Consider the following 25,046-nt stretch of genomic DNA (forward strand, 5'->3'; position numbering starts at 1 on the left):
GGACACAGTTGACGAAACACTATGAGCAAAGACAAAATCTCTTTAATTACTTTTTCTACATCTTTATGTTTTTCAACAATTTTTCCTACTTTATAAATTTTATAAACTAAATTGTTCTCTTTATTTTCATTAATTATCATATAAAAATTCCTTTACATTTTATATTGATTGGTCATTTCTCTTAGATGCAAAGCTAGTTTATTCATGTCTTCTGCGGCCTGTTTTATACCGGTAATAGAGCTTTCAGCTTCTTCAGTGCGTTCTCTTAGTCGTCTATTCATATCAATGATGTTTGAAAGTTCATTTGTAATGCTATCGGTATTATGGGTTATTTCCTGGGTAACTGCTGTTTGCTCTTCAATAGCTGAAGCAATACTTCCTGCTCTTTCAACAGTCTTTTCCATGGTGTTAAGTAGTACCTGGCTGGTTTCCCGAAGTTTCGTTCCCTTTTCCACCAGGTTTTCCACCCAGGTTCTAATCTGGTCGGTAGATTGTGCTGTTTGCCGGGAAAGTTCTTTAATTTCACTGGCTACTACCGCAAAGCCTTTGCCGGCTTCACCTGCCCGGGCCGCCTCTATGGTAGCGTTTAAGGCCAAAAGATTAGTTTGATCTGCAATATCCTGAATAATATCTGCTGCGTGCTTGATGTGTTCTATTTCTTTCAGGAGATTTTCTATAAGTTCGCTATTTAGGGAAGCCTGGTCACTGGTATTCTGACTCTCCTCAGCAGTGGTAGCAGTATTTTGGGAAATCTCTGAAATAGCCGCACTGAGTTCCTGTACACTACGACTGGCCAAGTCTAATTGTTCACTAATTTGTTCCGTAAAAGCGGTTAACTTTTTGACTTCTTTAAAGGTTTCTTTTGAATGCTGAGTAACCTGTTCGGCAATAGCTGAAAACTCTTCAGCCCCTGAAGCAATTTGTTCAATGCCTTCTTTTACTTCTTTTAGCACTTGAGTGCTATTTTCTATGGTTTGGTTAAAGTATTTGGCCAGAATATGAATTTCATTTTTACTATTAGGTACTTCTTTAGCTTTTTCAGAAAAATCTTTTTCGCTAATCTTTTTCATTGCTGAAATAAGAGACAGTGCTTGTTGTTCAAGCTTATTACCAACATATAAACTTATTGCTGTAACTGCTATAAAAGATATTCCAAATATTATCAAGCTACTTAAAACTGCTTCTTTTTCTTTAAACACTAAAAAATCAATGCCAATATTTATACCCCACAATAAAAATACTAATCCCATAATGAGTAATAAAATGTGCTTACTTTTAAGTTTTAATAAGTTAGGCATTTGCCCCTCCGCTTTTCATCTTATTTGATGAACGTAAATATTACCTTTTGCTAATAATATCGTCTAACTATATTTTTACTTTAATGATTTTTTTGTTTTATTTATAATTTTCTGTTTTATTCATATTAGATGAACCAGTCTCATCATATTAACTGAACCGACTTCTTTTAACTTGTCTTTACTACTTGATTAATATAAAAATTATGTTAAGGGAAGACTTAAGCTTGTAAATTTTGTGTTAAATTCTATCTTGTTGTTCATCGTTAATGATGAACCTTGATGGATTTTAGTAATTTTCCTAAACTACCGATTAGAAGGAAAACTTTAAGGAGGGTTTATGCCCACTAAAAATCCGCGGCTTTGTATTGTTCTTGAAGAAGATGTATATCAACGTATAAAAAAACTCGCCCAGGTAAAAGGTATGTCCATGTCAGCGGTGGTAGGGGAACTGATAAACAAGGCCCTTGACCTGGAAGAAGACTTGTTGCTGCTTAAATATTTGTCTCAAAGGGAAGAAAAGGATATAATTCTTGATGAAAAAGAAGAAGTTTCGCAGGTTGAGTATGAAAAACAAAAGCTTTGATCTAAAATTCCATCCCAAAGTCCTTAAAAAGGATTTAACGTCTATTAACCCTTCATTTAAAAACGCAATACTTAAATTTTTGCAGGAAAAATTCGTCAAAAAACCTTTTTTTATGCCAGGCCCATTCGGGGCGAAAACATGAATTACTGGAAAATGCACCTGGGCCATTATTTAATAGGTTTAAAAATTGTAGATAATTTAATTATTGTCCTAGCCATAATTCCTTATCAAAAACTCTTTAATCCCAATATTATAAGCAGGTTAGACTAATGAGTACTTATTTTGAAAAAGCCGGGCGCCACAATACAGATGAAGCCTTAAAAATTGCTTTTAAAGCCTTTCAGGAAAGGAATATAAAACATGTGATAGTAGCCTCCACTTTTGGAGACACAGGCCTTAAAGCTGCAGAACTTTTTTTCGGCCAGGGTGCCAATCTTATCGTAGTTACCCACAACGTAGGCTTTAGAGAGCCAGGTAAAATTGAAATCACCCCTGAAATGCGGGCCAAAATAGAAGCTCTCGGGGCCAAGGTTTGTACTGGCACCATGGTTTTACGCAGTATTGGCACGGCCATAAGGGAACTTCAACAATATTCCCAACAGGACCTCATCGCTAATACCCTGCGTCTTTTTGGGCAGGGTATTAAGGTCTGTGTGGAGATCGCTATGATGGCCTGTGATGCCGGGCTTGTGCCCCCAGAGGATGTTATCACCGTAGCGGGAACCGCTCGCGGTGCAGACACTGTTGCCATTGTTAAAGCCATGCCCTCTAATAAACTATTCAACCTCAAAGTGCGCGAGATATTGGCCAAACCGAAAGACTGGTAGGAATGTTTTGTTTTAGCACGGCTAGCCCGTAGGGTTGCTTCCCTTACAATAACATGGAAAGGGGGAACGAACAATAACGAAGAAGGGAAGGCCTTGTAATACCTTGTAATGCGAGCCACGAAGTGGCGAAGCAATCTCAGGGGATTACTTCGTCGGCCCTGCGGGGCTTCCTCGTATGACCTGGTAGGGTCACTTCGCCACGGCGACTGCATCGCATCGCGATGACGCTCTGTAAGGTAAAAAATGCTCCCATTCCATTAATAATGTTTCAGATTTTTGCAAAGGTCTCATAACGGTAAAAGCAAGTAAATAATTTAAGCAGCTAAGTCAAGGTCTTCTAAATACTCAAGGTAGTTCTTTTCAGCCAGCTTCTGATATTTTTTAACGCGAGCCTCAATATCTTCGTAGTTTTCAAAAAGAATTTTTACTATACGGTTATCAAGGAGACCTTTCCTGAGCTGGGAGTTAAAAATTTCAACAACTTCCTCCTTCCCCATAGGCGCACGATAAGGCCTTTCTTCTATAAGAGCGGTAAAGATATCAGCAACAGCCATGATGCGTGCTCCGAGGCTCAATCTATCTCCAGTTAAGCCAAAAGGATAACCTGAACCGTCTAATTTTTCGTGATGAAAGGCCGCCCACTCGGCTACGGTCTCAAAGCCTTCAATAGACGAAAGAATCATATAGGTGTAATAAGTATGCTGTTTGAGAAAATTAAACTCTTCGGCGGTAAGGCGGCCTGGTTTTTCAAGGACTGAATTTGGCACTATCAATTTACCAAGGTCATGTAGGCTTGCCGCTATTTTCATGTAAAGAACTTCTTGTTCGGTAAAACCGCAGAGATGTGAAAGGATAGTGGCACAGGCCGCTACCCCGTTTGAGTGAGTAGAGGTGAAGCGACTTTTAAAGTCAATAATTTTACTGAAAAAGCCTGCTAGCTGTGCTATTTCTTCAATACCCGCCTGAACAGATTCAAGGGGGCCATATTTGAGAAGGATAGAATATAACCTTTGATTGGTTACATCAAACCAGAAAGACTCCTGTTTACTTAAATCTAAAAAGGCAGTCACTAAATCAGGATGAAAATCTTTACGTGAAAGAGATAGAATTTTTTTAGTAATTATTGTTTGTTGTTCCAATATGAACTCATCACGGTTAATCAGGCGTTCCACTGTATCAGCCAGGTTCAACAACTGGCTTTCCAGGACATAAGGGCTTTCCAAAGATGCTCCTTCTTTCTCCCACAAGTGCCAGGGTTTGTGGTGATAACGAATAAGAGGTGCCATGGGAGCAAGAAAAGGAAGGGAATTAAAGAGTTTTTCTCCTTTTATACAATGAAGGTCAAGGTTCCTCTCTATTGAACGATGTAAACGAAACTTATCTTTAGGGCTAAGGGCCCCTATATCATGAAAAAGGGCGGCAATATAAAGGTGTTTTAATCTTTCAGGAGATAAGTTAAAAATTTTGGCCAGGCGCCAGGAGATATAAGCCACTCTTATCTGGTGAGCAGAAATACTCGGGTTAGCCAGATCTATGGCGTCAGAGACCGAGAGAAAAAAATTATTTAAGTTTATGAGAAATTCTCTTACCATCATCAACTTCTTCGACCCTTTTTCACTAGGACTTTAATAGATTTTTAAAGCTGAGACTTTTTAGGACGTTGCTGCTGCAGACTTTTTCGAAGACAGCCCAAAATATGTTTGCTCTCTCGTTCCCAAAAAGAGGGACAGGCCGCTGGGCCTGTCCCTACAACGCTTTTCATGTTTTAGTTGTTAGTAATCGCTCATAATTGTTAACAGCAATAAGCACGCATTATTCTTGCTGAAAATCTCCCGCCTTTTAAGAGCGACCGGACAAGCCTTTTAGACTTTAAAATTTGAAGCAAGTTCTTTAAGACGACTAGCGAGAGTAATCATCTCTTCAGAAAGTTTGCGGCTTTTATCTCCCTTTTCTGCGGTTTCCTGGATAGCACGAGACATTTTTTCGATTTTTTCCCTTATTTGCTCGGCACTCTCAGCAGACATATTGGCCGCCTGACTAATCTCGCCCATCATGGCGGTTTGCTCCTCTACAGCGCTTGCTATCATATTGGAGATATCGTTTATACGACTTATTACCTCGCTAATTTCCTGAATGGCCTTCACTGAAGCACGGGCATCTGTCTGAATGGCCTGGATCTTTTTGGCTATTTTTTCCGTGGCTTGGGTGGTTTGCTTAGAAAGTTCTTTTACTTCACCGGCTACTACCGCAAAGCCTTTGCCGGCTTCTCCGGCACGGGCCGCTTCAATGGTGGCGTTTAAGGCCAGAAGATTGGTTTGCTCTGCGATACTCTGAATGAGATTTACTACTTCACCAATTTCTTCTGAAGAAATACCAAGTTTGTTAACTATTTCGTTAGTTTCCTTAGCCTTAGTTACAGCCTCACTAGCAATGCGAGCTGCCTCCGAAGTGTTACGCGAAATCTCAGTAATAGCCTCTACCATCTGTTCAGAAGCGGCTGAAACCGCTCGTACACTATTATTTATCGCTTCCTCAGCGGCTTTGACTTCTTCCCCTTCCTGGGACAATCTGGTTGCCTTTTCAGATACATCTTTTCCTGCAAGATAAATTTCGTGAGAAGAAGAATATACCTGTTCCGAAGAGATAATCACATTCCTCAGGGTTTCTTTCAAACGTTCAGTCATTTCTTCCAGAGCAGATAATAGTCTGCCTATTTCGTCCTGGCTTCTTTTGGGAAATTTGACGGTAAAATTACCCTCGGCTACCCTCATAACCAGGGCTACAGCCTTATCAATAGGATCAATAATCCTGGTTTTGGCCATCCACCAAATAGCTCCTAATAAAACCAGAGTGAAAATTAAAATTATGGCTTGATAAACTTTCAAACGATGAAGATTTTTTACGGCTTTTTGTTCAAATTTTTTAGTGAGATTGTTGGCCAAAGAAAGAATTTTCAAATTATTGTCAACGAGATATTTCAGGTCTTTCTGGTCACCTGTGAGAAGATACTGGTCAAAAGCTTCTTTAAAGTGAAGCCAGTTTGAGTGAAGCTTTTCCCAGGCAGCCAAAATTTCTGGGTCAGAGATTGGCTCTAGCCCTTTACTTTTATCGCTGTACTTCAAAACTTTTAGGCTTTGTTCAAAAAGGTTGGCCGTCTTCCTGGCTGAAGAAAAATCTTTGGATAAAATTTCTTTGGTAAGTTTTTGGGTAAGCATCCTTTGGCGGCCTGCCATATTTATATATTGAGCATCTCCTGCGTTCTTTTGTAGCACCATAAAAACCATGCCAGCATTCAAAAGGCTTAATAAAAACATTACTAAAATGATAGACTGGATGCGGACCTTGATGCTGTTAAACCTCATATCCACCTCCATCATTTTTCAGCCTTTTAAATAAATTTCGGACTGGAAATAAAATTCTTTAATCATTTCTGATGAACCAGATAGCCATTCTTTTGCCTGATTCTTTTGCCTGTCCCTAAATTTTGCCCCTACTTAAATTTTGCCTGTCCCTAAATTTTCCTAACTAAATTTTCGTTTTGCCTGTCCTCATTACGGCATTGAAATTGGCACAAACTGCATTTTATATTTCATGGGTTTTAAAGTTTTGTTGATTTCCCTTTTTTAGAGGGGCAAAGTTTGGTAGAAATTTCCTAACTTGAATCAAGGGAGGACTTTATGCTTGATATTCGTCTCATTAGAGAAAAGCCGGACTGGGTTAAAAAGCGCCTGGCTTTAAGAGGTGGAGAATACCCCATAGACAAAATCCTTGAACTTGATAAACGCCGCCGTGAACTAATCCAAGAAGTAGAACGCCTTCGCCATGCCCGCAAGGTAGCCTCTGAAGAAATAGGAGCGCTTAAAAGACAGGGCAAAGACGCTTTAGCCAAAATGCAAGAAGTAAAAGAGCTTGGCGAAAGGCTTAAAGCCCTTGAGGCAGAACTTCGGGAAACAGAGGCTCACCTAAAGACCTTACTTCTAGAAATACCAAACTTACCTCATGAGTCTGTACCACCAGGCGAAGACGAAAACGATAACCAGGTAGTCAAACGCTGGGGTGACTTGCCTTCTTTTAACTTCACCCCCAAACCCCATTGGGAAGTGGGCGAGGCCTTAGGCATTTTTGATTTCGCCCGGGCCGCTAAAATTACGGGGAGCCGTTTCGTGGTATATCGCGGGGCAGGGGCTCGTCTTGAACGGGCCCTTATAAGCTTTATGCTTGATTTGCATACCAGGGAGCACAACTACCGCGAAGTACTCCCTCCTTTTATCGTAAACGAGGCCTCTATGATCGGCACTGGCCAGCTCCCCAAGTTCAAAGAAGACCTTTTTAAAATTGAAGACTGGAATTATTATCTCATCCCCACTGCTGAGGTTCCAGTTACTAATCTGCATCGTGATGAAATTCTTGCTGAAGAAGATTTACCCTTATATTACGTGGCTTATACCCCTTGCTTTAGGGCTGAGGCTGGCTCCCACGGCCGAGATGTAAAGGGTATTATCCGCCAGCACCAGTTCAATAAAGTTGAGCTGGTAAAATTTGCCCATCCCGAAACCTCCTACGAAGAGTTAGAAAGTCTAACTCTTGATGCCGAAGAAATCCTACAAAAACTAGGGCTTCCTTACAGAGTGGTTATACTTTGCACAGGAGACCTTGGCTTTGCCGCTGCTAAAACTTACGATATAGAAGTCTGGGCTCCTGGTCAGAACAGGTTTGTAGAGATTTCTTCCTGCAGCAATTTTGAAGATTATCAAGCCAGAAGGGCAAATATTCGCTTCCGTCCCAAAGAAGGCAAAAAACCACAACTCGTACACACCTTGAATGGCTCAGGGCTAGCTGTTGGCCGCACCCTTATGGCCATTATTGAAAACTACCAGCAGCAAGATGGCTCGGTGGTTGTGCCTGAAGTGCTTAGACCTTACCTTGGTGGTCAGGAAATAATTGAGCCTGAAAAAAAGCTATGATAAAAGACTTTGGCCTGGTAGCCGCAGGAATAGTTTTGCTTTACGCCGGGGGCGAAGTGATGGTGCAAAGCGCCACCCGACTGGCGCTTCTCCTGGGTATTTCGCCTCTGGTCATAGGGCTTACGCTGGTGGCATTTGGCACTTCAGCGCCAGAGCTTGCAGCCACCTTGGCGGCAAGTTTTAAAGGTGTTGGTGATGTAGCTTTTGGCAATGTCATTGGCTCAAATATCGCCAATATCGGTTTAGTACTGGGCCTGGTAGCTCTAGTTAGCCCCCTTAAAACCACTTTTCGTTTTATCACCCAGGAAATGCCTTTTATGCTTTTTGTAAGTTCCCTTCTTTTTCTCCTGGGCCGTGATGGCTATCTAGGCCGTTTAGATGGCTCCATATTTCTGTTTCTTCTAGTGCTTTTTCTCTTTTTTCTTTTTAAAAGGGATAAAACTTTAAGTAATTTGGCAGACAACCAGAAAAAAGAACCTCTATCTAAAATTATTCTCTATACGGCAGGTGTTTTTGTCAGTATTGGCCTTTTATCTCTCGGGGCTAACGTCTTAGTAGAAGGTGCTGTGAATATTGCCAGGCATTTAGGAGTCCCTGAAAGGGTTATAGGCCTTACCATGGTGGCGGTGGGCACAAGCCTTCCCGAGTTGGTATCCACCCTGGTAGCGGCTTATAGACGAGCGGGAGATATTATCCTGGGAAACATTATTGGCTCAAATATCATGAACATTCTGGCCATTTTGGGCCTTACCCCCATAATAAAACCTTTTTCTTTTTCCAAAGAAGGCGTCACCGTTGACCTAAGTATTATGATTTTCTTCTCGCTTATGGCCTGGGCAATGTTAGCTCATCAAAAAAGAGTTGGACGTTTAAAAGGAACTATTTTGCTAGGGTGTTACATATTCTATGTATTTTATCTTTATCAATAAGGCCTACACGGCTTTTCTTCTCTTCTTTTTAGCCAAAATAGCAAAAGGCCAGCTATAACCATGAGCAGGCAAAATTGTTGGCCTCTGGTCATCCAGCCAAAAAGAAGGGGGACTCCTGCGTCGGGTTCCCTAAAAAATTCTATAAAAAAGCGTATGCTTCCGTAAGCCACCAAAAAGGAAGCAAATTTGAAGCCACAAGGCCATTCTTTCTTGCGCAAAAACCACATGATAAGAAAAAGAACGAGCCCTTCTCCCAAGGCTTCATAAAGTTGAGAAGGATGCCTGGGAATAGGCCCGCCTTTTGGGAAAACCATGGCCCAGGGGACATCTGTAGGGCGTCCGTAAAGCTCTCCGTTTATGAAGTTACCCAGCCGCCCAAGGCCTAAGCCAATAGGGGCAGGTACAACAAAAAGGTCTGCCCAGAACCAAAAGTTAAGCTGATGTTTGCGGGCATAAATTAACCCGGCAATAAGAACTCCCAGAAGGCCACCATGAAAAGACATTCCTCCATGCCAGATAGCTAAAATCTCAAGGGGATGCTTTAAGTAATAGTCTGGAAAATAGAAAAGGACATGCCCTAAACGAGCACCTATTATGAGCCCCAAAGCTCCCCAAAAGATAATGTTATCAAGGTGCTCTCTTAGCTCCTGGTAACCTTTTTCGCGGAGCTGAAAACGCACCAGAAAATAGGCCGCCAAGAAACCAAGGAGATACATTAAACCATACCAGCGAAGGGCAAGGGGCCCTATACGAAAAATTACCGGGTCTATATCAGGATAAGAAAGCATAGGTCTATTATAATAACCTGTCAGAGAAGGGCTAGATTCAATTCCTAAATCCTGCTTAAACAAAATTAACCTATAGAAAAAACGGTAAAGGCTTTTAAACCATTTTTTCAGCGCTTGGGAAAATCAGGAAAACTACAAGAAAACCATATTTGCATCCTCAGCTAAACTTTTTATTTTACTTTTTTTCTTTCGTTTTAGCCCTAGGAATCCTTTTAGCTTTGCGGCTGCTTTATTCACAAACCCTTTACTCCCTATGGCCAGGCTTTCGGTAAAATGTCTGACCCGCTGCCTGAAAATTTCGCCTGTCCCTATTTCTGGCTCACCAAGCCCGCCCTTCCCGTAAACAAACTCCCGCAACAACTCAAATCTTTCTTTTTCAGACTTGTTTTCCCAGCGAGACAGCCCTAGGTTTAGCGAAAGGAAATTTTTGCCTGTCCCTCTTCTTGACCGATATCCCAGCGAGCACCAGCGATAGTCCTCTGGCTTACCCACTATCCCTGCCCACACTGGGTTTAACTCTATGTAAGCCAAACAATTAAGGAGCGCTTCGCCTGTCTCCACGATTACAGACTTAAACCTGTCCGCCCAGAAGTAGCCTCTGCGGTCAACTCGCCTGTTATACCAGCGAGAGAAGCGCTGCTTTATATCCTGGACATAGCGAGAAAGATTCCCGAGCTTTGTCCGCCATTTTTTGATTAGCTCCTCGTAAAAGAAGATTTTGCGTTTCTCTCCGTAATAGAGCTTTATGCGGCGCTTCACTTCTTCGTCAGAGAACTGGTCTTCAGGTAGCATGCGGCAGAGTAGGTGGAAGTGGTTGCCCATAATGGCAAAGCCGTAAACTTCCACGAAATAGACCTGAGAGAGCCAGCGGATGAGGTTAAGCAGGTAGTCTTTTTCTTCAGGACCTAAGACTTTGTGGCCAGGGAGAGCCGTGCGGGAGATGACATGATAAGCCGCTTTTGGGTCGTTCATAAAAAATCTAGGTATGCGTGGCATAACGAAACCTCCTTTTAAATTTTTCCTTTTAAATTTTGCCTGTCCCTATTTCTCTTTTATCGACCAAGATTTAGCAGAAACTTAAAAGTTACTACTACTTACTTGCCTGTCCCTTTTTACGATGTCCCTTTTTCTGTCCTTTTTACGATGTCACAAAATTGCTATTAAAGAGTCATTTCCATGTAAAATTTGTCCATTACTTTCCTCATCAGCAGCATCAAAAGCAGAAAACACTGGGAGGATATAATGTTAAAAATAGCCCATATTTCGGATTTGCATGTAAGCGGCCATAACTACATGAAACCTTGGGGAGAAAATCTTATTACCCTGCTGGAAGATATGGGACCTGATTACGTTATAGTAACTGGAGATTTAACTGATGATGGCTATTTGTACGAGTACGAACTAGCTCACTATTTCTTACAAAAGATAAAATTTACCACTTTTGTTGTTCCTGGAAACCATGATGCACGCAATGAAGGCTATCAACTATTTGAGGAATTCTTCGGGACTCGTTTTCCATCTTTTGAAAATGAAAAAATAGTACTTCTGGGGATAGATTCTACAGAACCTGATATTGATGACGGACACGTGGGCCGAGAAAACTATCCACTAATCAAAGAAAAACTAGGGCCATCTCAAAAGTTTAAAATAATGTGTTTACACCATCACTTACTTCCAATCCCTTATACCGGAAGGGAAAGAAACATACCAGTTGATGCCGGCGATGTATTAAAAATCTGCATTGAGGAAAGGGTAAACTGTGTATTATCTGGCCACAAACATTATCCCTGGATATGGAAGCTTGAAAATACTTTTTTCATTACCGCTGGTACAGCTACTTCACGCCGTCTTAAAGGTTTTTCCTACCCCTCTTTTAACTTGCTACATGTAGCTGAAGATGCTCTTACGATTGATATCGTAAATGTACATGAAAAGAAAGTTCAAGAAACCAAGAAATACAGTCTAGTTTAAAACAAATACTTTTTAGCTCTGAAAGACCAGAAATCCGTAGCAATCTTGCCCTTCCAGAAGTTGACAGCCCAAAAGTTTGTTGTCTGTTTTTTGTATTCCAGGAAATAAAAAAATAAAAAGGGGTGGCCTGAGCCACCCCTCTAAAGCCCGCCCCTGCAGATTATTAATAAGGAGCGGTAGACATGACCGGGCTTAGTTCTTCAATCTTTCCGTGTTTTATGCGGTAATTATAAAGATCTTCAATGTCTTTGTAGACCTGAAAGACCTGGAAGAATCCATGCCAGTGAGACCAGTCTGGCCCACCCATAGCATAACCCATACGAGCACGACGTCCAGTGTGGTGCCAGAGATAGTACCAGAGCTCCTGTACAGGATCTTTCCAGGGATCATCTTTCAGTAAATTTTTGGCTTTAAGGTCAGCCAACATCTTTTGGACGTTCTTAGCATAAGTGTTATAAAGGGCTACGGCGTCATCTAGATTCTTAAAGAAAGAATCAGTAAAAATTGTAGAATGACAATTAATGCAGACTTTTTTCATATTTTCACGACCTTTCATACCATCTCCACGGGCACCTTTACGAATATCGCTGATTGGAGGGTAAAGACGCCATTTTAGACGCTCGGCTACGTTGTGGGTGGTGGCAAGCTCTCCGATACCACTCATATGACAGGTAGCACAGGTAGGAGCAGAGTAGTCTCCAGGTTCCCAGGCGTCAGGGGCGGAATCCCACTTCCACTTATGCCCTTCGGCGTGATAGCGCTTACCGTGCTGGCTACCAAGATAAGTTTCTACGTTGGGATGGTCAGGTCCAATGTGACACTTGTCACAGGCGGTAGGTTTACGGGCTTCTGCTACACTAAACTTATGACGGGTATGACAGGCAGAACAATTACCAGCACTACCATCAGGATAGCGCTGTCCGATACCAGAAGGCCAGGTCCCACGGATAGGCTTATTGTCTGGACCAAGCTCTATCTTTCCACCATGACAACTGGCACAACCGGTTCTTTTAGAGGCGGTAGTACGAGGATCTCCTTCAGGAATCCCCATAAAAATTCCGCCTTCATAATAGTGCATAAGTTTGTGCATCTTCTTGCTCTCTACTACCGGAACACTGGCCATCTTGGAGTGAGCACTCTTTTCAAACTGTTCCACTTCTGAGGGGTGACATTTAGCACAAGTTTTGGGAGAAACCATGGGAGAAGTGTAAATATTAGTTCCTTTAACACCTACACACTGGCTGGCCATAGGCGAATTTTTAGGAACTACATGACAGTCATAACAGGATACCCCAGCATGAGCCATGCGACTCATCTTCCAGTCTGCTACAATCCCTGGAGTCTTTTTAGAATGACACTCAATACATTGGATAGCCTCTTTTGAGTAACCACGGGTGATAATCAGCTTTTTACCTGCCAGATTAGTGTACTGTTTTTGGGCCTGAGCCAGGCCTAAGCCAAAAACAAAGAACATAAGTAAACAAATGCCTAAAACCCTGCCGACCTTCATACAATCCTCCTTTAACGTTTATTTTTCATTTTTAGCCAACTTTTTGGCAGCGGCTTTCTCTTGCATAACCACCATCAAGTTCCCATGCCCTACCTGACGATGGCAGGTAATACAATTTTCCTTGGTCATGCCTAGTTCATATTGACGATGCGCAATAAAAGCTTTAACAGGAATGCCTGGCGCCACCAGCTCTTTATGACACTTACGGCAACTGGATTCATAAACGTGTTTATCTGCTCCCTGTTTGGCCCAGCGGTCAAGCCAGTACTGAGGAGTGCTACCTTTACCTTGCATATTGGCAATATAATCGTTTAAACCAGCTTTAACTTTAGTGACCAGGTAATTCATAAAACCATCATGTGGAAGATGGCAATCAGCACATTTGGCCTTCATGGCCCCTTTTTGATTCGGGCCGTGAACACTTAGCTTCCACGTCTCATGGAAAGTTTTCATAGGATGGCAAGAGGCACAAAATTCTACTTTATTTGACTCTACCATTTTGGAAGCTGTAACCAATGAGCCAAGACCTGCTACCACTAACCCTATGACAATGCCTAAAATCAAGCCGCCTTTGTTCATAAAGCCTGACCCCTTTCACAAAATTATTTAATTCTTTAATTAGTTTGCTATATTTTCTTTCTATATGGAAAATGAGTAAATGTGGGGTTAAAGTTGTAACAGAAATGTAAACATCAGGAGGGTCTTTGTTTTCAGTCCTTGGCCGAAAAATACTTTTGGCTTTGCTTATAATAATTCTTTCGTTCTGGTTATTTTTTATCATCTGGTCTGTCAAAGAACAGAAAAATTTTTATCTCCAGCAAATGCGCCGCGAGGCCGAGGCTATTTATGAATTCATAGTCCTTACCAGAAAATGGATTTCAAGCAAAGGTGGTATTTACATAAGAAATGGTGAAAATTTTGAAAAAATCACGCCCTCTCATTTTACCAAAGAACTGGCAGCTTTTGCTAAACCTCAAAATATGATTTTTACCTTTAAAGTGGCGGTCATCAATACCAAAACGCCTTATCATATTCCTGATACCTTTGAAAAAGAAGCTATTCTTACCTTTCAAGAAAAAAACATTGAGGAATTCTGGAAACTAGAAAACGACCCAGAAAACCCCCTATTTCGTTACGCCGCCCCCCTTGAATTCCAGAAGGTTTGCTCTAATTGCCATACTGACATAGAAGACTATCAACCTCCAGCGTGTATAAGTATTACTTTGTCTGCTAAACCTTTTCTTATGGAACTCAAAAAGAACTACAAAAACCTAATAATATCTTCAATTTTAATAACTCTGCTTATTTTCTTCTCGTTATGCCTCTTATTAAATATTTTTGTTTTGAATAATCTAAATAAATTTATTAAAACAGCCAAAGAGATTGAAAAAGGGAACTTAAACGCCCGAGTAAACATAAAAAGCAAAGACGAGTGGCAGATATTAAGCGAATGCTTTAATAGCATGATAGAAAAACTACTTAAACATCAAGAAAAATTAAAAGAAGAAGTAAAAAAGGCCACTCAAGAACTCTACCAAGCCTATTCAGACCTTAAAAAGGCAGAAAAATATAGATCTGAATTCTTTTCAAATATTACCCATGAACTTAAAACGCCAGTAACTGCAATCAAAGGAACAATAGAATTAATAGAAAGAAAAGGGAATATAGACCAAAGACAGATAGAAATAATCAAAAAGAACATAGAAAAGCTGGCGAAAATGATAAAAGATTTACTTGACTACTCTAAAATACAAAGCGGGCAAGTTGAACTAATGAAAGAAGAAAATAGCATTCTTGATACTATTGAGGATGCAGTTTTAATGGTAAGCCCTCTGGCCAACCCAAAAAATATTGAAATTGAATTAAAGGGCAAAGATAGTCTAGCTTATTTTGATCATGAAAAGATCCAACAAGTTGTCTCTAATTTATTAGTAAATGCCATAAAATTCTCTCCTCCGGGAGAAAAAATTATAGTTTCTGTCAGTGAAAATGAAAACAAAGTTATTGTCTCTATAGAAGACTTTGGCCCTGGTATCCCTGAAGAAGAAAAAGAAAAGGTTTTTCAAAAATTTTACCGTATAGCCAAGGATCAGAGAGAAGGTATTGGCCTGGGGCTAGCAATTTGTAAAGGTATTATTGAGAGCCATGGAGGACAAATCTGGGTAGAAGATCCTGAGCATCCTGGGTGTGTATTCAAGTTTACCCTGCCTAAAAAAGGGGGAAAAAATGAAAGCCAAAACCAAAATTTTAATAATTGAAGATGACCTTGATATAACTTACATCTTAAAAGAACATCTTGAGCTTGACGGATTTGAAGTCTTAGAAGCTGAAAATGGCCAAAAAGGCCTAGAATTATTAGAGCAAAATCCAGATTTAATAATTCTTGACCTAAACTTACCTGACATAGACGGCATTAAACTCTGCCAGAAAATCCGTCAAAAAACTGATGTCCCCATAATTATGCTAACTGCTCGGGATAGTCTATCTGATAAAGTAAGGGGGCTTGAAAGCGGAGCTGACGATTATCTGGTAAAACCTTTTGAATATCTAGAGGTCTTGGCTCGCATTAAAGCCTGCTTACGCCGAGCCAAAAAGACCTTAAAAAAGCAGGAAATACTTGAGATTGGTCCGTTCTACATAGATTTCAATCGTCGTGAAGTAAATATTAACGGAAAAACTATAAGGCTCACTAAAAAAGAGTTTGACCTTTTAAAAATTCTGGCTACCCACGTTAACGAAGTGCTTACACGAGATTTTATACGAAACCAGCTATGGCCTGGTAAGGAAATCTATCCCTGGAGCCGAGCCCTAGATGTACATATTCAACGCTTGAGACAGAAAATAGAACCTGACCCGGAAAACCCGCGCTATATAATAACTCATCCAGGAGTAGGATATCGTTTTAATCCTGAGGGAGATTAGGCCGCCATTTAAACTTTAAAGCTTCAAAGTTACAGGCATCTACGCAGGCTCCACAGTTCCAGCAATAAGCTCCGCGACTTTCGTCTTTAAGAGGAGAAAGCCCCAAAGGGCAGGCTTTTTCACACATTTTACATTCTGTACAGGAATCTTTATCCCTAACAACTTTTAAAGAGCGCCTGGTTCCAAGAAAGGCGAGCATCCCCCCCAAAGGGCAAAAATAACGGCAGAAAAAACGACGGGTAAAGAAGTTCATAAAAAGCACCAGTAAGATTACCACCCCTTCAATGGCCAAGGTATGGAAAAAAACCGCCATCATGATTTCACGCCCTACCAGGCCTGGCGGAGAAAGAAAAACAAAAAGAGGGGCCCCTATCATCATAGCCAGGACCATATCTCCAATCAGGGTAAACCAAATAGTAGAACGAGGTAAAAGTATTAAGTCTTTCCTTCTTTTAAACCCAAAAATTTTTAAAACTCTCTCCTGAATCTCAGATAAAAAACTTATGGGGCAAACCCAGCTACAAAACACCCGCCCTAAAAAAGAAGCCAGTAATACAGGCAAAAATAAGGCAATCAGAAGAGGTAGATAAATAGTTTTTGAAACCAAAATGCTTTCAAAACCCTCAAGGGGAGAGACAAACCAGAGCTTACCTATACTTAAAGACTGATACCAACCCTGAATAAAATTTATCTGAAAATAGTAATTGAGAAAGGGATTCACTAAAATTACTAAGAATGACAGAAAAAGCACTAAGAATCTTAAAGAATTGTATTTTCGCATGGCTATCTTTTCCTGAAGGCGTAAATAGGTTCAATATTAATAGCCTTGGGAGTCAGAGGGCAGCCGTGGGTACAGAGCCCACAGCCGGTGCAGGCCTCTTCAATTACCACTGGCCGTAACTGGTCAAGCTTAATGGCCTTTTCTTTTAAAGGGCAAACATTATAACAGGTGCGGCAGAGACTTTCTCCCCGCCAGGTAACGCAATGCCTTTTATTAATAACTGCTACTCCCATGCGCACTTCTTCCATTCTTACCGGTAAAAGGGTTCCCGTAGGGCAGACCTCCACACATTTCATGCAGAGATAGCAGGGAATTTTTTCTACCTCTATAAGGGGTGTTCCGGCAAAAATACCATGACGAATATCAAGAATTTTTATAGAACGATAGGGGCATATTTCAGCACAGCGCCCACAGCGTACGCATTTAGCCGCAAATATATCTTCAGAAACAGCGCCAGGAGGCCGAAGATGATTACGCTTAACCGGGGAAGACAACACGCCACCTCTGGCCGCTTGAGGCAGGGTCAGAAGGGAAATAAGCCCGGCTAAAAAGGACCTACGCGTCTTTTTTAACACGGCTAAAGCGGATCTTTGGTTTATATTCCCCTGATTCTATTTTTTCCACTTCGTCTTCACCATGAAGATAGGCAAGATCACAGTTTATAACGCCGTCTATTTCGCCTATTTTATCAACAAGCCTTTCCATTTCTTCAGAAGTAGCAGTATCAAGGACAACTATAACATGGCCCTTTTCGTCATGGCCATAAATAGTAAGTGATTGGAAGCCAGCTAAGGAATCAAGGACCTTATCTTTTTTATCCGGGATTACGTGGACAACAAAGCCACCTATAGGCATAAAAACCTCTTAAAAGAAAGGGGGCTTTCGCCCCCCCTTCTTTTTTAGAACTTAATCATCAGCCGCGTCCAGAAGACCACTTCGTCTTCCACAGGTACACCGTTTTCTTCGGCGTCGTTTTCGGCGTCAAAAAAGGCCGCCTTAATCAAGCCCTTGATATTCTTGTTGAAGGACTTAACCAGGAGAAGGTCTAACTCCTGGCCGTATTCATCATTATAGCCATTATAAAGGCCATCCACGCTGGTTTCAGTATCAAAGTAGTGATACACAGCCTTAAAACTCATTCCCAGGAACTTAACCGAGGCCTCAATCCAGTAATCTTCAAGACCAAGGTACAAGGCCCCTCCGTTAGTGGCCAGGAACTGGTCAGCCCAGCCGTTCCATTTGTGAGCGGTGGAAAAGAGGGTGTCAAAAGGCTTATCAGAGCCGTCAGCCCCTTCTATCATCTGGTATCCAAAACCGATGCTTCCCATCTGGATATAGGGCAAATCAAGCTTCCAGTCAGTAGCCACAGAGATGTTAAATAACATAGCCCCGTGTTCTTTAAGGGTTTCAGAGCCTACGGTGCGGTAAGACTTAGCGTCACCGTCGTCGGCAAAGTCAGTCTGATAAGCAATAGTTAAGTCATAGCGCAGGGCTACATTTTCCTGAAAAGGCACTTTACCAAAAGCCCTTACTCCATAAGTAGCAGAGTCACGATAGTCAGCATCTTCAAAGTCATTGAGATAGGCAAAAAGGCTAACTTTGTGATTTTCAAAGCCGGTATAGGCCAGATGGAACCAGTAACCCCTTAAATCTGAATGCTCTAATAAAATGTCATTTACCCGGCTCACGTAAACAGCGTCAAAATTTACATTTTCAATAAGCTTAAGGTTTAGCTTGGCAGCATCAAAAGACTGGCCATTTTGACGCCAGTCAATGTTACCAATAAGGCGCACATCATCAAAAAGTATTTCCTGCTTACCAATGCGAAATACCCCCCGGCCATCAGGGCAACTAATATCCAGATAGGCCTGATGTACCCTAGAACCATCAGGGTCAGCAATTACATCGTAGCTTGCGTCACCGCCACCTGTCCAGCTAAAATTCTCTGTAATGTTGGTCACGTTGTGAAGTTGAATGTAAGCAGAGAAAATATCGTAAAGTTTAGCGGTGCGATATCCTAAACGAGTCCGCACGTTGAACCCCACGGCCTTGCTTCTGTCAGCGTCATCATTAAGATCAGACACCTCAAAGCTCCAGCGCATTTCAAAGGTGGGCTTTCCATTAGTTAAAGCATTGGTGAAATCATCAAGGAAAGCCGCTTTTGAAACCGTTGCCCCAAAAACCAGGGCCAGACAGATTAACATTACCTTTACCATTCCCTTCATACTTCCCTCCCTTGGTTTGTTTTTTTGGTCCCCTAGTTTAATAGGGGACCTCATTTTCAGTATTTAAATTTTGTGCCCCACCACGTAGGGTTTCAAGGGCTTAGGCCCGGAAATCCTCTTTATACGGCAGGCACAAATCTTAAACTCAGGCTCTTTAGAGCCGGGGTCAAAGGCATCTTTGGTAACCCGGTTAATCATGCGTTCCTCATGCATATCGTGCCAGTAAACAAAGACCATTCCTTCCATGGGGCCTTCGTAAACTTTGGCCGGAAGGATATTACGGCCACGCCTGGTTTCCACCAGCACCATGTCTCCAGGGTTAATACCCAGACGCTTAGCGTCCTTGGGATTAATCTCTACATAGGCATAAGGATTGGCCCTGAGAAGCTCTTTAATGCGCCCGGTCATACTGGTGGTGTGCCAGTGGTCAATAATACGCCCAGTGGAAAGGTAGAACGGATACTCGGCATCAGGCTCTTCTGCCGCACCTTTATAAGGCCTTAGCCATATCCAGAGCTTGCGGTCTTTATGGGCAGGGCCGTAGAACTGATACGGTTTTTCATCAACGGCTTCTTTATCAGCCAGCGGGTCAAGGCCGCGGACGAATTTCTTATAAGTTCCACCTTTAAGGGCCCATTCTTTAGTAGGTGCAGGCCACTGGACACCATCTGGCATCTGCATTAGCACTTCGTAGGTGGCGCCGCGGAGGTCGTTATCACGGTGAGCGGTAAGTTTCTGAGTATATTCATCCCAGATGGCCTTGGGTAAGGCAAACCCTTCCTCAAGACCAATAAAAGGTTCAACTGTCTTTTTGATAACGGGATCATTTAGCTTTTCAGCAAGCTTTAAGGCCCACTCCCGCACAATCCACACTTCTGGTTTTGCTTCTCCTGGAGGATCAATGGTTTTTACGGTGATCTGAGAGCGACGTTCGGTACAACCATAAACCCCTGTCTTCTCAAAGTGAAAGGCGGTAGGTAACACCAGGTTAGCAAGCTCCGTAGTCTTCGTGGGAAAGATGTCTGTTACTACCAGGAAAACATCTTCGCGAGCCATACCCTTACGATATTTATCCACATGAGGGAGACTTTGAGCCGGGCTGGTGCAGTTTATCCAGATGGCCTTGATTTTCCCTTCGTTTACCGCCGAGAACATAGCTATGGTATGGTAACCTGGTTTAGCTGGAATACGCCCGCGCGGCACTCCCCAGAGGTCTTCTACCTGGTGGCGGAGTTTATCCACCTTGACCGGGCGATGCCCAGGTAAAATGTGGCAAAGCCCACCTCCTTCACGCACTCCACCGCAGGCGTTGGGCTGGCCAGTGAGAGAAAAACTATCAGCTCCGGGACGGCAGAGCTGGCCAGTAAGGAGATGCAGGTTATGAACCAAATTGTTGGCCCATACTCCACGGATACGCTGGTTAAGCCCCATGGTCCAGAAACTCATGGTAGCAGGCGAGGTGGCAAACTTGCGTGCTACCAGGCGAATGATATCAGGAGTGATATTTCCACCGCAAATTTCTGCGGCACGCTCAGGAGTATAAGCTGCCAAGAATTTCTTGTATTCTTCAAAGGATACCTTTTTCTTGTTTTTACCGACACGGAATACACAATAGTTTTTGATAAAGTTTTCATCGTAAAGCTTTTCTTCAACTATTACGTAAGCCATGGCATTAAGAAGAGCAAGGTCAGTACCAGGTTTAAACTGAAGATGAACATCAGCGATACGCGAAGTGGGAGACACCCGCGGGTCAGCGTTTATGACAAAAACTTCTTTAGGATTATCAAGCTTACGACGCATTACCCGACGAAAAAGCACCGGGTGAGCTTCAGCCATATTGCTTCCAATAATAAAGAAGCAAAAGGCCTGCTCTATGTCGGCGTAAGAGCCTATGGGCTCGTCAGCTCCAAAAGAAGTGAGATAACCACCTACGGCACTTGCCATACAAAGGCGGGGGTTCCCTTCAACGTTATTAGTACGAAGACCCGCCCTCATCACTTTCTGGAAGAGATAAGTTTCTTCGGTTAAGGCCTGGCCAGAACCATAATAAGCTACGGAATTGGGCCCATAATTTTTGACCGCCTGAGCAAACTTTTCGGCGGCGATATCAAGGGCTTCTTCCCAGGAAATTTCTTTGAATTTATCTTTCTTGCTGGCTCTATAAAGAGGTTTTTTAAGGCGTTCAGGGTGATTCATGATCTGGTAAAAAAGCATTCCCTTCATGCAAAGAAAACCGTAGTTGGTACGAGAATCAGGGACTCCTCTAATGGCTACAGGTTTTCCGTTTTTAAGACCGAGCTCAACACGGCAACCTACTCCACAGAAGCGGCAAACCCCTCGTACCCATTTATCAGCATCCGCGGCCTGCGCTTCCTGGTCTAAAACAAAGGGAAGCTTCATTCCTACCAGGGAAGCAGCAGTTAAAGCGGCTGTTCTTTTCAAAAATTCTCTTCTTGTAAGGGCCATGGGACACCTCCTTTATTACTTGTGTACGCTAAATTTGTGTGCCGGATGGCACGCTTCACAGGATTTACCCTTAGGGGCAGTTTTTACCTGTTCAGCATGACAGGGCATACATCTGGCAGGTTCAGGGCGCACTACGAAGTTTTCAAAAGTACCGTGACATTGATAGCATTTAACATTGGCGATTCCGTGAGCAGAATGAAACCATTCGTCGTAAATATCAGGAGTCTCTTCTTTGTGGCAACTAGCACACGGCATTAGCTTTTCCTGCTCTGTAAGAGGAGGATGAGTTAAAGACTGCTTTGCCTGAACATCTTCCATAGGCGCCTGGCCTTTGGGAGCACAAGCAACAATAACTCCCCCAGCCAAAAAAGCACTTAATAAAAACAATTTTAGTCTCACAGGACACCTCCTTATAGGGATTGTTTCCTAAAAAAGTTATAGAACAAGATAAAGTAAAAATGCAGTTATTTTTGTAACAAAAATGTAACGGTTAAAACAATTTTATTAAGCTATCACTAGTTTTATTAAGCTATCACTAGCTCTAGCTTCAGCTTCACCTGGGAAAGGTAAAGTAGAAACTGCTTCGTCTGTCCCGGTCTCCTCACAGTGACAACACGGCCATGTCATTGCGAGCGGAGCAATCTCAGGGACTGCTTCGTCGCCTCCGGCTCCTCGCAGTGACAGGTAGGGAAGTCATGGCGAGCCACGAAGGGGCGAAGCAATCCTTGCGCAAGACGACACCGTCCCGTGCTATCTCTCTAATGTTAGAATTTTGTGAGGGTCTCATTCGGGACAGGCGGACACCGAGATGTTAAGCGGGCTTATTTGTATTTACGGTGGCAGGCTTTTTCTAAATTTTTAATCTCTGAGACCATTTGTCTGGCTTTTTCAGGATCATTGTTTTCAATAACTTGTCTCAGAGATTCTATTTTCTCACGGCATTTTTGCCAGGCGTTAAGCCAAGACTTTTCAGCATATTTTTCATAAGCCCGAAACAGGCCCAGCAATTCCTCAAAGTCATCAGAAGGTATTTTTCTCCCTGAGAATATATCTTTCTCAATACTTTTCCATATGGCCCCCATCTTTTTCTTTAAACTCTTGGGAGAAAGATCGGGTTCCCAAGATCCTTTTGGAGATGAAATCTTCTTTTCAAACGACAAAGACCTTTCAGCTGATAAAGTAAATTTAAGTTTCAATCCTTTTTTATCAATCTTTAATTCCCATTTAAAACCTAAGGTTTCCGGAAGAGGCCAATCTTCATCTTTAAAGGAAAGCTTCCCTTCACGAATTTTTTGGGCAAAATTTTCCAAAAAATCTGCCAACTCTAAGGGGGAAATTTTTTGTTGCTCCTTTATTTTAGCCATAGCCTATTAATATATTTTAACCCCAAAATAATACAACTCTTTTAATTAACAGGGCTTTGAAATTTATACCTTGATAGTAGTATTTTCTTCTGTTAATTGAAATAATATTTCAATTACTGGGGAGATAGTGGAGAAACTTCATGGCTAAAGAAATTAAAATAGCACTAGCTGGCAATCCTAACGCCGGGAAGACCACTATTTTCAACGCCCTTACTGGAGCTAGACAAAAAGTAGGAAACTATCCAGGGGTAACCGTTGAAAGGAAAGAGGGTTTTCTTCGTTTAGATGGACATAAAATAAGAGTGATAGACCTTCCCGGCACTTATTCACTTACTTCTTATTCTCCAGAAGAAGTCGTAGCCCGGCGGGTAATCGTAGAAGAGAAGCCAGCGGTGGTGGTGAACATAATTGATGCTTCAAATCTGGAACGCAATCTATACCTCACTATGCAGCTTTTTGAATTGGGAGTGCCCCTTATTCTGGTTTTAAACATGATAGACGATGCCGAGAAAAAGGGTTTAGAAATAGACTTTAAAAAACTTGAAGAAAAGCTAGGAGTCCCAGTAATCCCTACCATTGGCCACCGAGGAATTGGTTTTGACCGATTAAGAGAAGTTTTAAAAGAAGTTATTGAAAGTCCAGCCCAGGCAAAACCAAAGATAGCCCTACCCTATCCCGAAAAGTTTAAAAAAGAAATTAACCGTGTTGCCGACTACCTAATGGAAAAAGCAGACCTTAGCGGATATCCCGTCTTTTGGTTGGCTTTAAAAGCTATAGAGGGAGATGAAGATATAATAAAATTTTTACAGCGAGAAAAAGACCTTGGTGAAGATTTTCTGGCCTTCCTGGAAGAAGCACGAGAAAATATCAAAAAGGAATTAGGAGAAGACCCTGAACCCCTTATAGCTGAATATCGTTACCGGGCTATCCAGGATATACTGAAAGGCACAGTAAAGTATCGTCCTCGTAAGACGTTAAGTGACCACATTGACGCTATAGTCTGCCACCGCGTATTTGGTATTCCCATCTTTATGACCGTTATGTTGCTACTCTTTCAAGCGGTATTTTCCTGGTCAGCCCCTTTCATGGATCTTATTGACCAACTTTTTAGCTGGCTGGGAGAATTTGTCGGGTCTCGTCTGGGAGATGGGCTCCTAAAAAGCCTTATTGTTGACGGAATAATTGCCGGCGTAGGAGGAGTGCTAGTCTTCCTTCCTCAAATACTGATTCTTTTCTTTCTCATCTCTTTGCTTGAAGATTCTGGCTATATGCCCAGAGCTGCTTTTGTGGTGGATAGGCTTTTAAAACCCTTTGGTTTAAATGGCAAATCCTTTGTGCCTTTACTTTCTTCTTTTGCCTGCAATATCCCTGGAATTATGGCTACCCGTACCATTGAAAATTATCAGCAAAGGCTTCTTACCATATTGGCCGCACCTTTTATGAGTTGCTCCGCCAGATTGCCAATTTACACCCTTCTTATCGCGGCTTTTATACCCGATAAAAAAATCTGGCTTTTTAATCTGCAGGGGTTAGTGCTTCTCTCCATATATATTACCGGGCTTTTAATAGCTCTCGTAACTGTTGTCTTGGCAAGAGTCTTATTTTTTAAAGGGGAATCTTCGCCATTTATTATGGAACTTCCGCCTTATCGTTTCCCTACCCTTAAAAATATTCTACTTCAGATGTGGAATCGCTCGGTGTTATATGTACGAAAAGCAGGGACTGTGATTTTAGGGATTTCCATAGTTATGTGGGCGCTCTTCACCTTTCCTCTTAACCCTACCCTTTCCAAAAATTATGAAGAATTAAAAGCCAATGCCCCTAACCAGGAAGTTTTAACTCAGCTGGAAAGGGAAGAAGCAACAGAAAGACTCTCCAGAAGTTATGCTGGCCGCTTTGGGCGTTTAATCGAACCACTTTTAAAACCCCTTGGTTTTGACTGGCGAATTGGTATAGCTTTGACCTCTGCCTTCGCTGCCAAAGAAGTCCTGGTAGCAACCCTTTCACAAATATATGCCTTAAGTGACATTGAAGGAAATGAAGTTTCGCTTACAGAGCATATAAAAAAAGATCCCATCTTTAACACCGTTACCGCCGTAGGTCTCATGCTCTTTTCTCTTCTCATGGTACCCTGTATGGCCACCCTTCCGGTAATAAGAATGGAAACAGGCTCCTGGAAATGGCCTGTTATTGTGGTGGGCTGGACTTTAACCGTAGCCTGGGTGGTTACTTTTATCTGGGTGCATTTTATAGGCCCATGGATGGTTACTTTGCTTAAAATTTAAAAGCGCATTGCTTTGAAAACATTATAAGACCTGCAAAATATTTTAATTGACTATGGCACCTATCCTTAAAGACTGCTTCGTCGGCCTTTTGGCCTCCTCGCAGTGACGAAAAAGAGATGGCCTCCTCGGAATG

The 25,046-nt window shown here is 42.1% G+C and carries 23 protein-coding genes; 9 read left to right on the forward strand and 14 right to left on the reverse strand.

Going from position 1 to position 25,046, the window contains the following annotated elements:
* Positions 1-152: 152 nt before the first annotated feature.
* On the reverse strand, positions 153-1,298 hold the full coding sequence (locus TH606_RS03605; protein ID WP_068541343.1) for a methyl-accepting chemotaxis protein: 1,146 nt from the start codon (positions 1,296-1,298) through the stop codon (positions 153-155).
* A 337-nt stretch (positions 1,299-1,635) separates the two neighbouring features.
* Between TH606_RS03605 and TH606_RS03610 the strand changes: the two genes are divergently transcribed.
* From TH606_RS03610 to TH606_RS03615, 3 genes are all read left to right on the forward strand, one after another.
* Complete coding sequence (locus tag TH606_RS03610; protein WP_068541345.1) at positions 1,636-1,881, forward strand: hypothetical protein; 246 nt, start codon at positions 1,636-1,638, stop codon at positions 1,879-1,881.
* A 138-nt stretch (positions 1,882-2,019) separates the two neighbouring features.
* Entirely contained in the window at positions 2,020-2,151 is a 132-nt protein-coding gene (locus tag TH606_RS11980) for a hypothetical protein (RefSeq protein WP_269451042.1), read from the forward strand.
* A complete protein-coding gene (locus TH606_RS03615) occupies positions 2,151-2,708 on the forward strand; it encodes a pyruvate kinase alpha/beta domain-containing protein (RefSeq protein ID WP_068541348.1) in 558 nt (185 codons plus the stop codon). Before TH606_RS11980 ends, TH606_RS03615 begins: the two co-directional genes overlap by 1 nt.
* Before the next feature lie 314 nt (positions 2,709-3,022).
* Here the strand turns inward: TH606_RS03615 and TH606_RS03620 are convergent, their stop codons facing one another.
* Together TH606_RS03620 and TH606_RS03625 are read right to left on the reverse strand one after the other, a co-directional pair.
* Complete coding sequence (locus tag TH606_RS03620; RefSeq protein WP_082863493.1) at positions 3,023-4,303, reverse strand: HD domain-containing phosphohydrolase; 1,281 nt, start codon at positions 4,301-4,303, stop codon at positions 3,023-3,025.
* A gap of 267 nt (positions 4,304-4,570) precedes the next feature.
* Positions 4,571-6,070 carry a methyl-accepting chemotaxis protein gene (locus TH606_RS03625; protein WP_068541353.1) on the reverse strand — a complete coding sequence of 500 codons (1,500 nt, stop codon included), beginning with the start codon at positions 6,068-6,070 and terminating at the stop codon, positions 4,571-4,573.
* A gap of 315 nt (positions 6,071-6,385) precedes the next feature.
* Between TH606_RS03625 and serS the strand changes: the two genes are divergently transcribed.
* Together serS and TH606_RS03635 are read left to right on the forward strand one after the other, a co-directional pair.
* Positions 6,386-7,672, forward strand: coding sequence for a serine--tRNA ligase (gene serS, locus TH606_RS03630; protein WP_068541356.1), 1,287 nt, complete (start codon positions 6,386-6,388; stop codon positions 7,670-7,672).
* Positions 7,669-8,601 carry a calcium/sodium antiporter gene (locus TH606_RS03635; RefSeq protein ID WP_068541358.1) on the forward strand — a complete coding sequence of 311 codons (933 nt, stop codon included), beginning with the start codon at positions 7,669-7,671 and terminating at the stop codon, positions 8,599-8,601. The genes serS and TH606_RS03635 overlap by 4 nt, the downstream gene beginning before the upstream one ends.
* On the opposite strand, the gene lgt is transcribed toward TH606_RS03635, so the two are convergent.
* Both lgt and TH606_RS03645 read right to left on the reverse strand, forming a co-directional pair.
* Positions 8,595-9,389 (reverse strand): prolipoprotein diacylglyceryl transferase, encoded by a 795-nt coding sequence (lgt, locus tag TH606_RS03640; protein ID WP_068541361.1) that lies wholly within the window; start codon positions 9,387-9,389, stop codon positions 8,595-8,597. The genes TH606_RS03635 and lgt overlap by 7 nt on opposite strands.
* A gap of 132 nt (positions 9,390-9,521) precedes the next feature.
* Positions 9,522-10,385, reverse strand: coding sequence for a transposase (locus tag TH606_RS03645; protein WP_068541364.1), 864 nt, complete (start codon positions 10,383-10,385; stop codon positions 9,522-9,524).
* 246 nt (positions 10,386-10,631) lie between these two features.
* Between TH606_RS03645 and TH606_RS03650 the strand changes: the two genes are divergently transcribed.
* Positions 10,632-11,360, forward strand: coding sequence for a metallophosphoesterase family protein (locus TH606_RS03650; RefSeq protein ID WP_068541367.1), 729 nt, complete (start codon positions 10,632-10,634; stop codon positions 11,358-11,360).
* Between the two features lie 163 nt (positions 11,361-11,523).
* On the opposite strand, the gene TH606_RS03655 is transcribed toward TH606_RS03650, so the two are convergent.
* Together TH606_RS03655 and TH606_RS03660 are read right to left on the reverse strand one after the other, a co-directional pair.
* Positions 11,524-12,870: a multiheme c-type cytochrome gene (locus tag TH606_RS03655; RefSeq protein ID WP_068541370.1), complete on the reverse strand. Its 1,347-nt coding sequence runs from the start codon at positions 12,868-12,870 to the stop codon at positions 11,524-11,526.
* Between the two features lie 18 nt (positions 12,871-12,888).
* Complete coding sequence (locus TH606_RS03660) at positions 12,889-13,449, reverse strand: cytochrome c3 family protein (RefSeq protein ID WP_068541372.1); 561 nt, start codon at positions 13,447-13,449, stop codon at positions 12,889-12,891.
* Positions 13,450-13,574: 125 nt separating this feature from the next.
* Between TH606_RS03660 and TH606_RS03665 the strand changes: the two genes are divergently transcribed.
* Together TH606_RS03665 and TH606_RS03670 are read left to right on the forward strand one after the other, a co-directional pair.
* The gene (locus TH606_RS03665; RefSeq protein WP_068541375.1) at positions 13,575-15,128 is read left to right on the forward strand and encodes a sensor histidine kinase; all 1,554 of its coding nucleotides are present in this window, start codon (positions 13,575-13,577) and stop codon (positions 15,126-15,128) included.
* On the forward strand, positions 15,097-15,792 hold the full coding sequence (locus tag TH606_RS03670) for a response regulator transcription factor (RefSeq protein ID WP_068541377.1): 696 nt from the start codon (positions 15,097-15,099) through the stop codon (positions 15,790-15,792). Before TH606_RS03665 ends, TH606_RS03670 begins: the two co-directional genes overlap by 32 nt.
* On the opposite strand, the gene TH606_RS03675 is transcribed toward TH606_RS03670, so the two are convergent.
* From TH606_RS03675 to TH606_RS03705, 7 genes are all read right to left on the reverse strand, one after another.
* Positions 15,773-16,573, reverse strand: a complete 801-nt coding sequence (locus TH606_RS03675) for a 4Fe-4S binding protein (RefSeq protein WP_068541380.1) — start codon at positions 16,571-16,573, stop codon at positions 15,773-15,775. The genes TH606_RS03670 and TH606_RS03675 overlap by 20 nt on opposite strands.
* A 2-nt stretch (positions 16,574-16,575) precedes the next feature.
* Positions 16,576-17,070, reverse strand: a complete 495-nt coding sequence (locus TH606_RS03680; protein WP_231887733.1) for a 4Fe-4S dicluster domain-containing protein — start codon at positions 17,068-17,070, stop codon at positions 16,576-16,578.
* 58 nt (positions 17,071-17,128) lie between these two features.
* Positions 17,129-17,428 (reverse strand): chaperone NapD, encoded by a 300-nt coding sequence (locus TH606_RS03685; protein ID WP_068541384.1) that lies wholly within the window; start codon positions 17,426-17,428, stop codon positions 17,129-17,131.
* Positions 17,429-17,472: 44 nt separating this feature from the next.
* The gene (locus TH606_RS03690; RefSeq protein WP_068541386.1) at positions 17,473-18,798 is read right to left on the reverse strand and encodes an alginate export family protein; all 1,326 of its coding nucleotides are present in this window, start codon (positions 18,796-18,798) and stop codon (positions 17,473-17,475) included.
* A gap of 63 nt (positions 18,799-18,861) precedes the next feature.
* A complete protein-coding gene (locus TH606_RS03695) occupies positions 18,862-21,264 on the reverse strand; it encodes a molybdopterin oxidoreductase family protein (protein WP_068541389.1) in 2,403 nt (800 codons plus the stop codon).
* Between the two features lie 15 nt (positions 21,265-21,279).
* Positions 21,280-21,663, reverse strand: a complete 384-nt coding sequence (locus TH606_RS03700; protein ID WP_068541392.1) for a multiheme C-type cytochrome — start codon at positions 21,661-21,663, stop codon at positions 21,280-21,282.
* 422 nt (positions 21,664-22,085) lie between these two features.
* Positions 22,086-22,628 carry a hypothetical protein gene (locus TH606_RS03705; RefSeq protein WP_068541394.1) on the reverse strand — a complete coding sequence of 181 codons (543 nt, stop codon included), beginning with the start codon at positions 22,626-22,628 and terminating at the stop codon, positions 22,086-22,088.
* Between the two features lie 140 nt (positions 22,629-22,768).
* Here TH606_RS03705 and feoB point away from each other — a divergent pair, with 140 nt between their 5' ends.
* The gene (feoB, locus tag TH606_RS03710; protein ID WP_068541396.1) at positions 22,769-24,913 is read left to right on the forward strand and encodes a ferrous iron transport protein B; all 2,145 of its coding nucleotides are present in this window, start codon (positions 22,769-22,771) and stop codon (positions 24,911-24,913) included.
* The last annotated feature ends 133 nt before the right edge of the window (positions 24,914-25,046 follow it).

It is taken from the genome of Thermodesulfatator autotrophicus (genome assembly GCF_001642325.1).
Taxonomy (GTDB): Bacteria; Desulfobacterota; Thermodesulfobacteria; order Thermodesulfobacteriales; family Thermodesulfatatoraceae; genus Thermodesulfatator; species Thermodesulfatator autotrophicus.

What these genes read in the sequence shown, in the direction of transcription:
- TH606_RS03645 (WP_068541364.1), bottom strand. Translation starts at nt 10,385, where the DNA reads ATGCCACGCATACCTAGATTTTTTATGAACGACCCAAAAGCGGCTTAT.
- TH606_RS03615 (WP_068541348.1), top strand. Translation starts at nt 2,151, where the DNA reads ATGAGTACTTATTTTGAAAAAGCCGGGCGCCACAATACAGATGAAGCC.
- TH606_RS03620 (WP_082863493.1), bottom strand. Translation starts at nt 4,303, where the DNA reads ATGATGGTAAGAGAATTTCTCATAAACTTAAATAATTTTTTTCTCTCG.
- TH606_RS03605 (WP_068541343.1), bottom strand. Translation starts at nt 1,298, where the DNA reads ATGCCTAACTTATTAAAACTTAAAAGTAAGCACATTTTATTACTCATT.
- TH606_RS03705 (WP_068541394.1), bottom strand. Translation starts at nt 22,628, where the DNA reads ATGGCTAAAATAAAGGAGCAACAAAAAATTTCCCCCTTAGAGTTGGCA.
- serS (WP_068541356.1), top strand. Translation starts at nt 6,386, where the DNA reads ATGCTTGATATTCGTCTCATTAGAGAAAAGCCGGACTGGGTTAAAAAG.
- TH606_RS03675 (WP_068541380.1), bottom strand. Translation starts at nt 16,573, where the DNA reads ATGCGAAAATACAATTCTTTAAGATTCTTAGTGCTTTTTCTGTCATTC.
- TH606_RS03670 (WP_068541377.1), top strand. Translation starts at nt 15,097, where the DNA reads ATGAAAGCCAAAACCAAAATTTTAATAATTGAAGATGACCTTGATATA.
- TH606_RS03650 (WP_068541367.1), top strand. Translation starts at nt 10,632, where the DNA reads ATGTTAAAAATAGCCCATATTTCGGATTTGCATGTAAGCGGCCATAAC.
- feoB (WP_068541396.1), top strand. Translation starts at nt 22,769, where the DNA reads ATGGCTAAAGAAATTAAAATAGCACTAGCTGGCAATCCTAACGCCGGG.
- TH606_RS03690 (WP_068541386.1), bottom strand. Translation starts at nt 18,798, where the DNA reads ATGAAGGGAATGGTAAAGGTAATGTTAATCTGTCTGGCCCTGGTTTTT.
- TH606_RS03610 (WP_068541345.1), top strand. Translation starts at nt 1,636, where the DNA reads ATGCCCACTAAAAATCCGCGGCTTTGTATTGTTCTTGAAGAAGATGTA.
- TH606_RS03695 (WP_068541389.1), bottom strand. Translation starts at nt 21,264, where the DNA reads ATGGCCCTTACAAGAAGAGAATTTTTGAAAAGAACAGCCGCTTTAACT.
- TH606_RS03625 (WP_068541353.1), bottom strand. Translation starts at nt 6,070, where the DNA reads ATGAGGTTTAACAGCATCAAGGTCCGCATCCAGTCTATCATTTTAGTA.
- TH606_RS03635 (WP_068541358.1), top strand. Translation starts at nt 7,669, where the DNA reads ATGATAAAAGACTTTGGCCTGGTAGCCGCAGGAATAGTTTTGCTTTAC.
- TH606_RS03660 (WP_068541372.1), bottom strand. Translation starts at nt 13,449, where the DNA reads ATGAACAAAGGCGGCTTGATTTTAGGCATTGTCATAGGGTTAGTGGTA.
- TH606_RS03685 (WP_068541384.1), bottom strand. Translation starts at nt 17,428, where the DNA reads ATGCCTATAGGTGGCTTTGTTGTCCACGTAATCCCGGATAAAAAAGAT.
- lgt (WP_068541361.1), bottom strand. Translation starts at nt 9,389, where the DNA reads ATGCTTTCTTATCCTGATATAGACCCGGTAATTTTTCGTATAGGGCCC.
- TH606_RS03655 (WP_068541370.1), bottom strand. Translation starts at nt 12,870, where the DNA reads ATGAAGGTCGGCAGGGTTTTAGGCATTTGTTTACTTATGTTCTTTGTT.
- TH606_RS11980 (WP_269451042.1), top strand. Translation starts at nt 2,020, where the DNA reads ATGAATTACTGGAAAATGCACCTGGGCCATTATTTAATAGGTTTAAAA.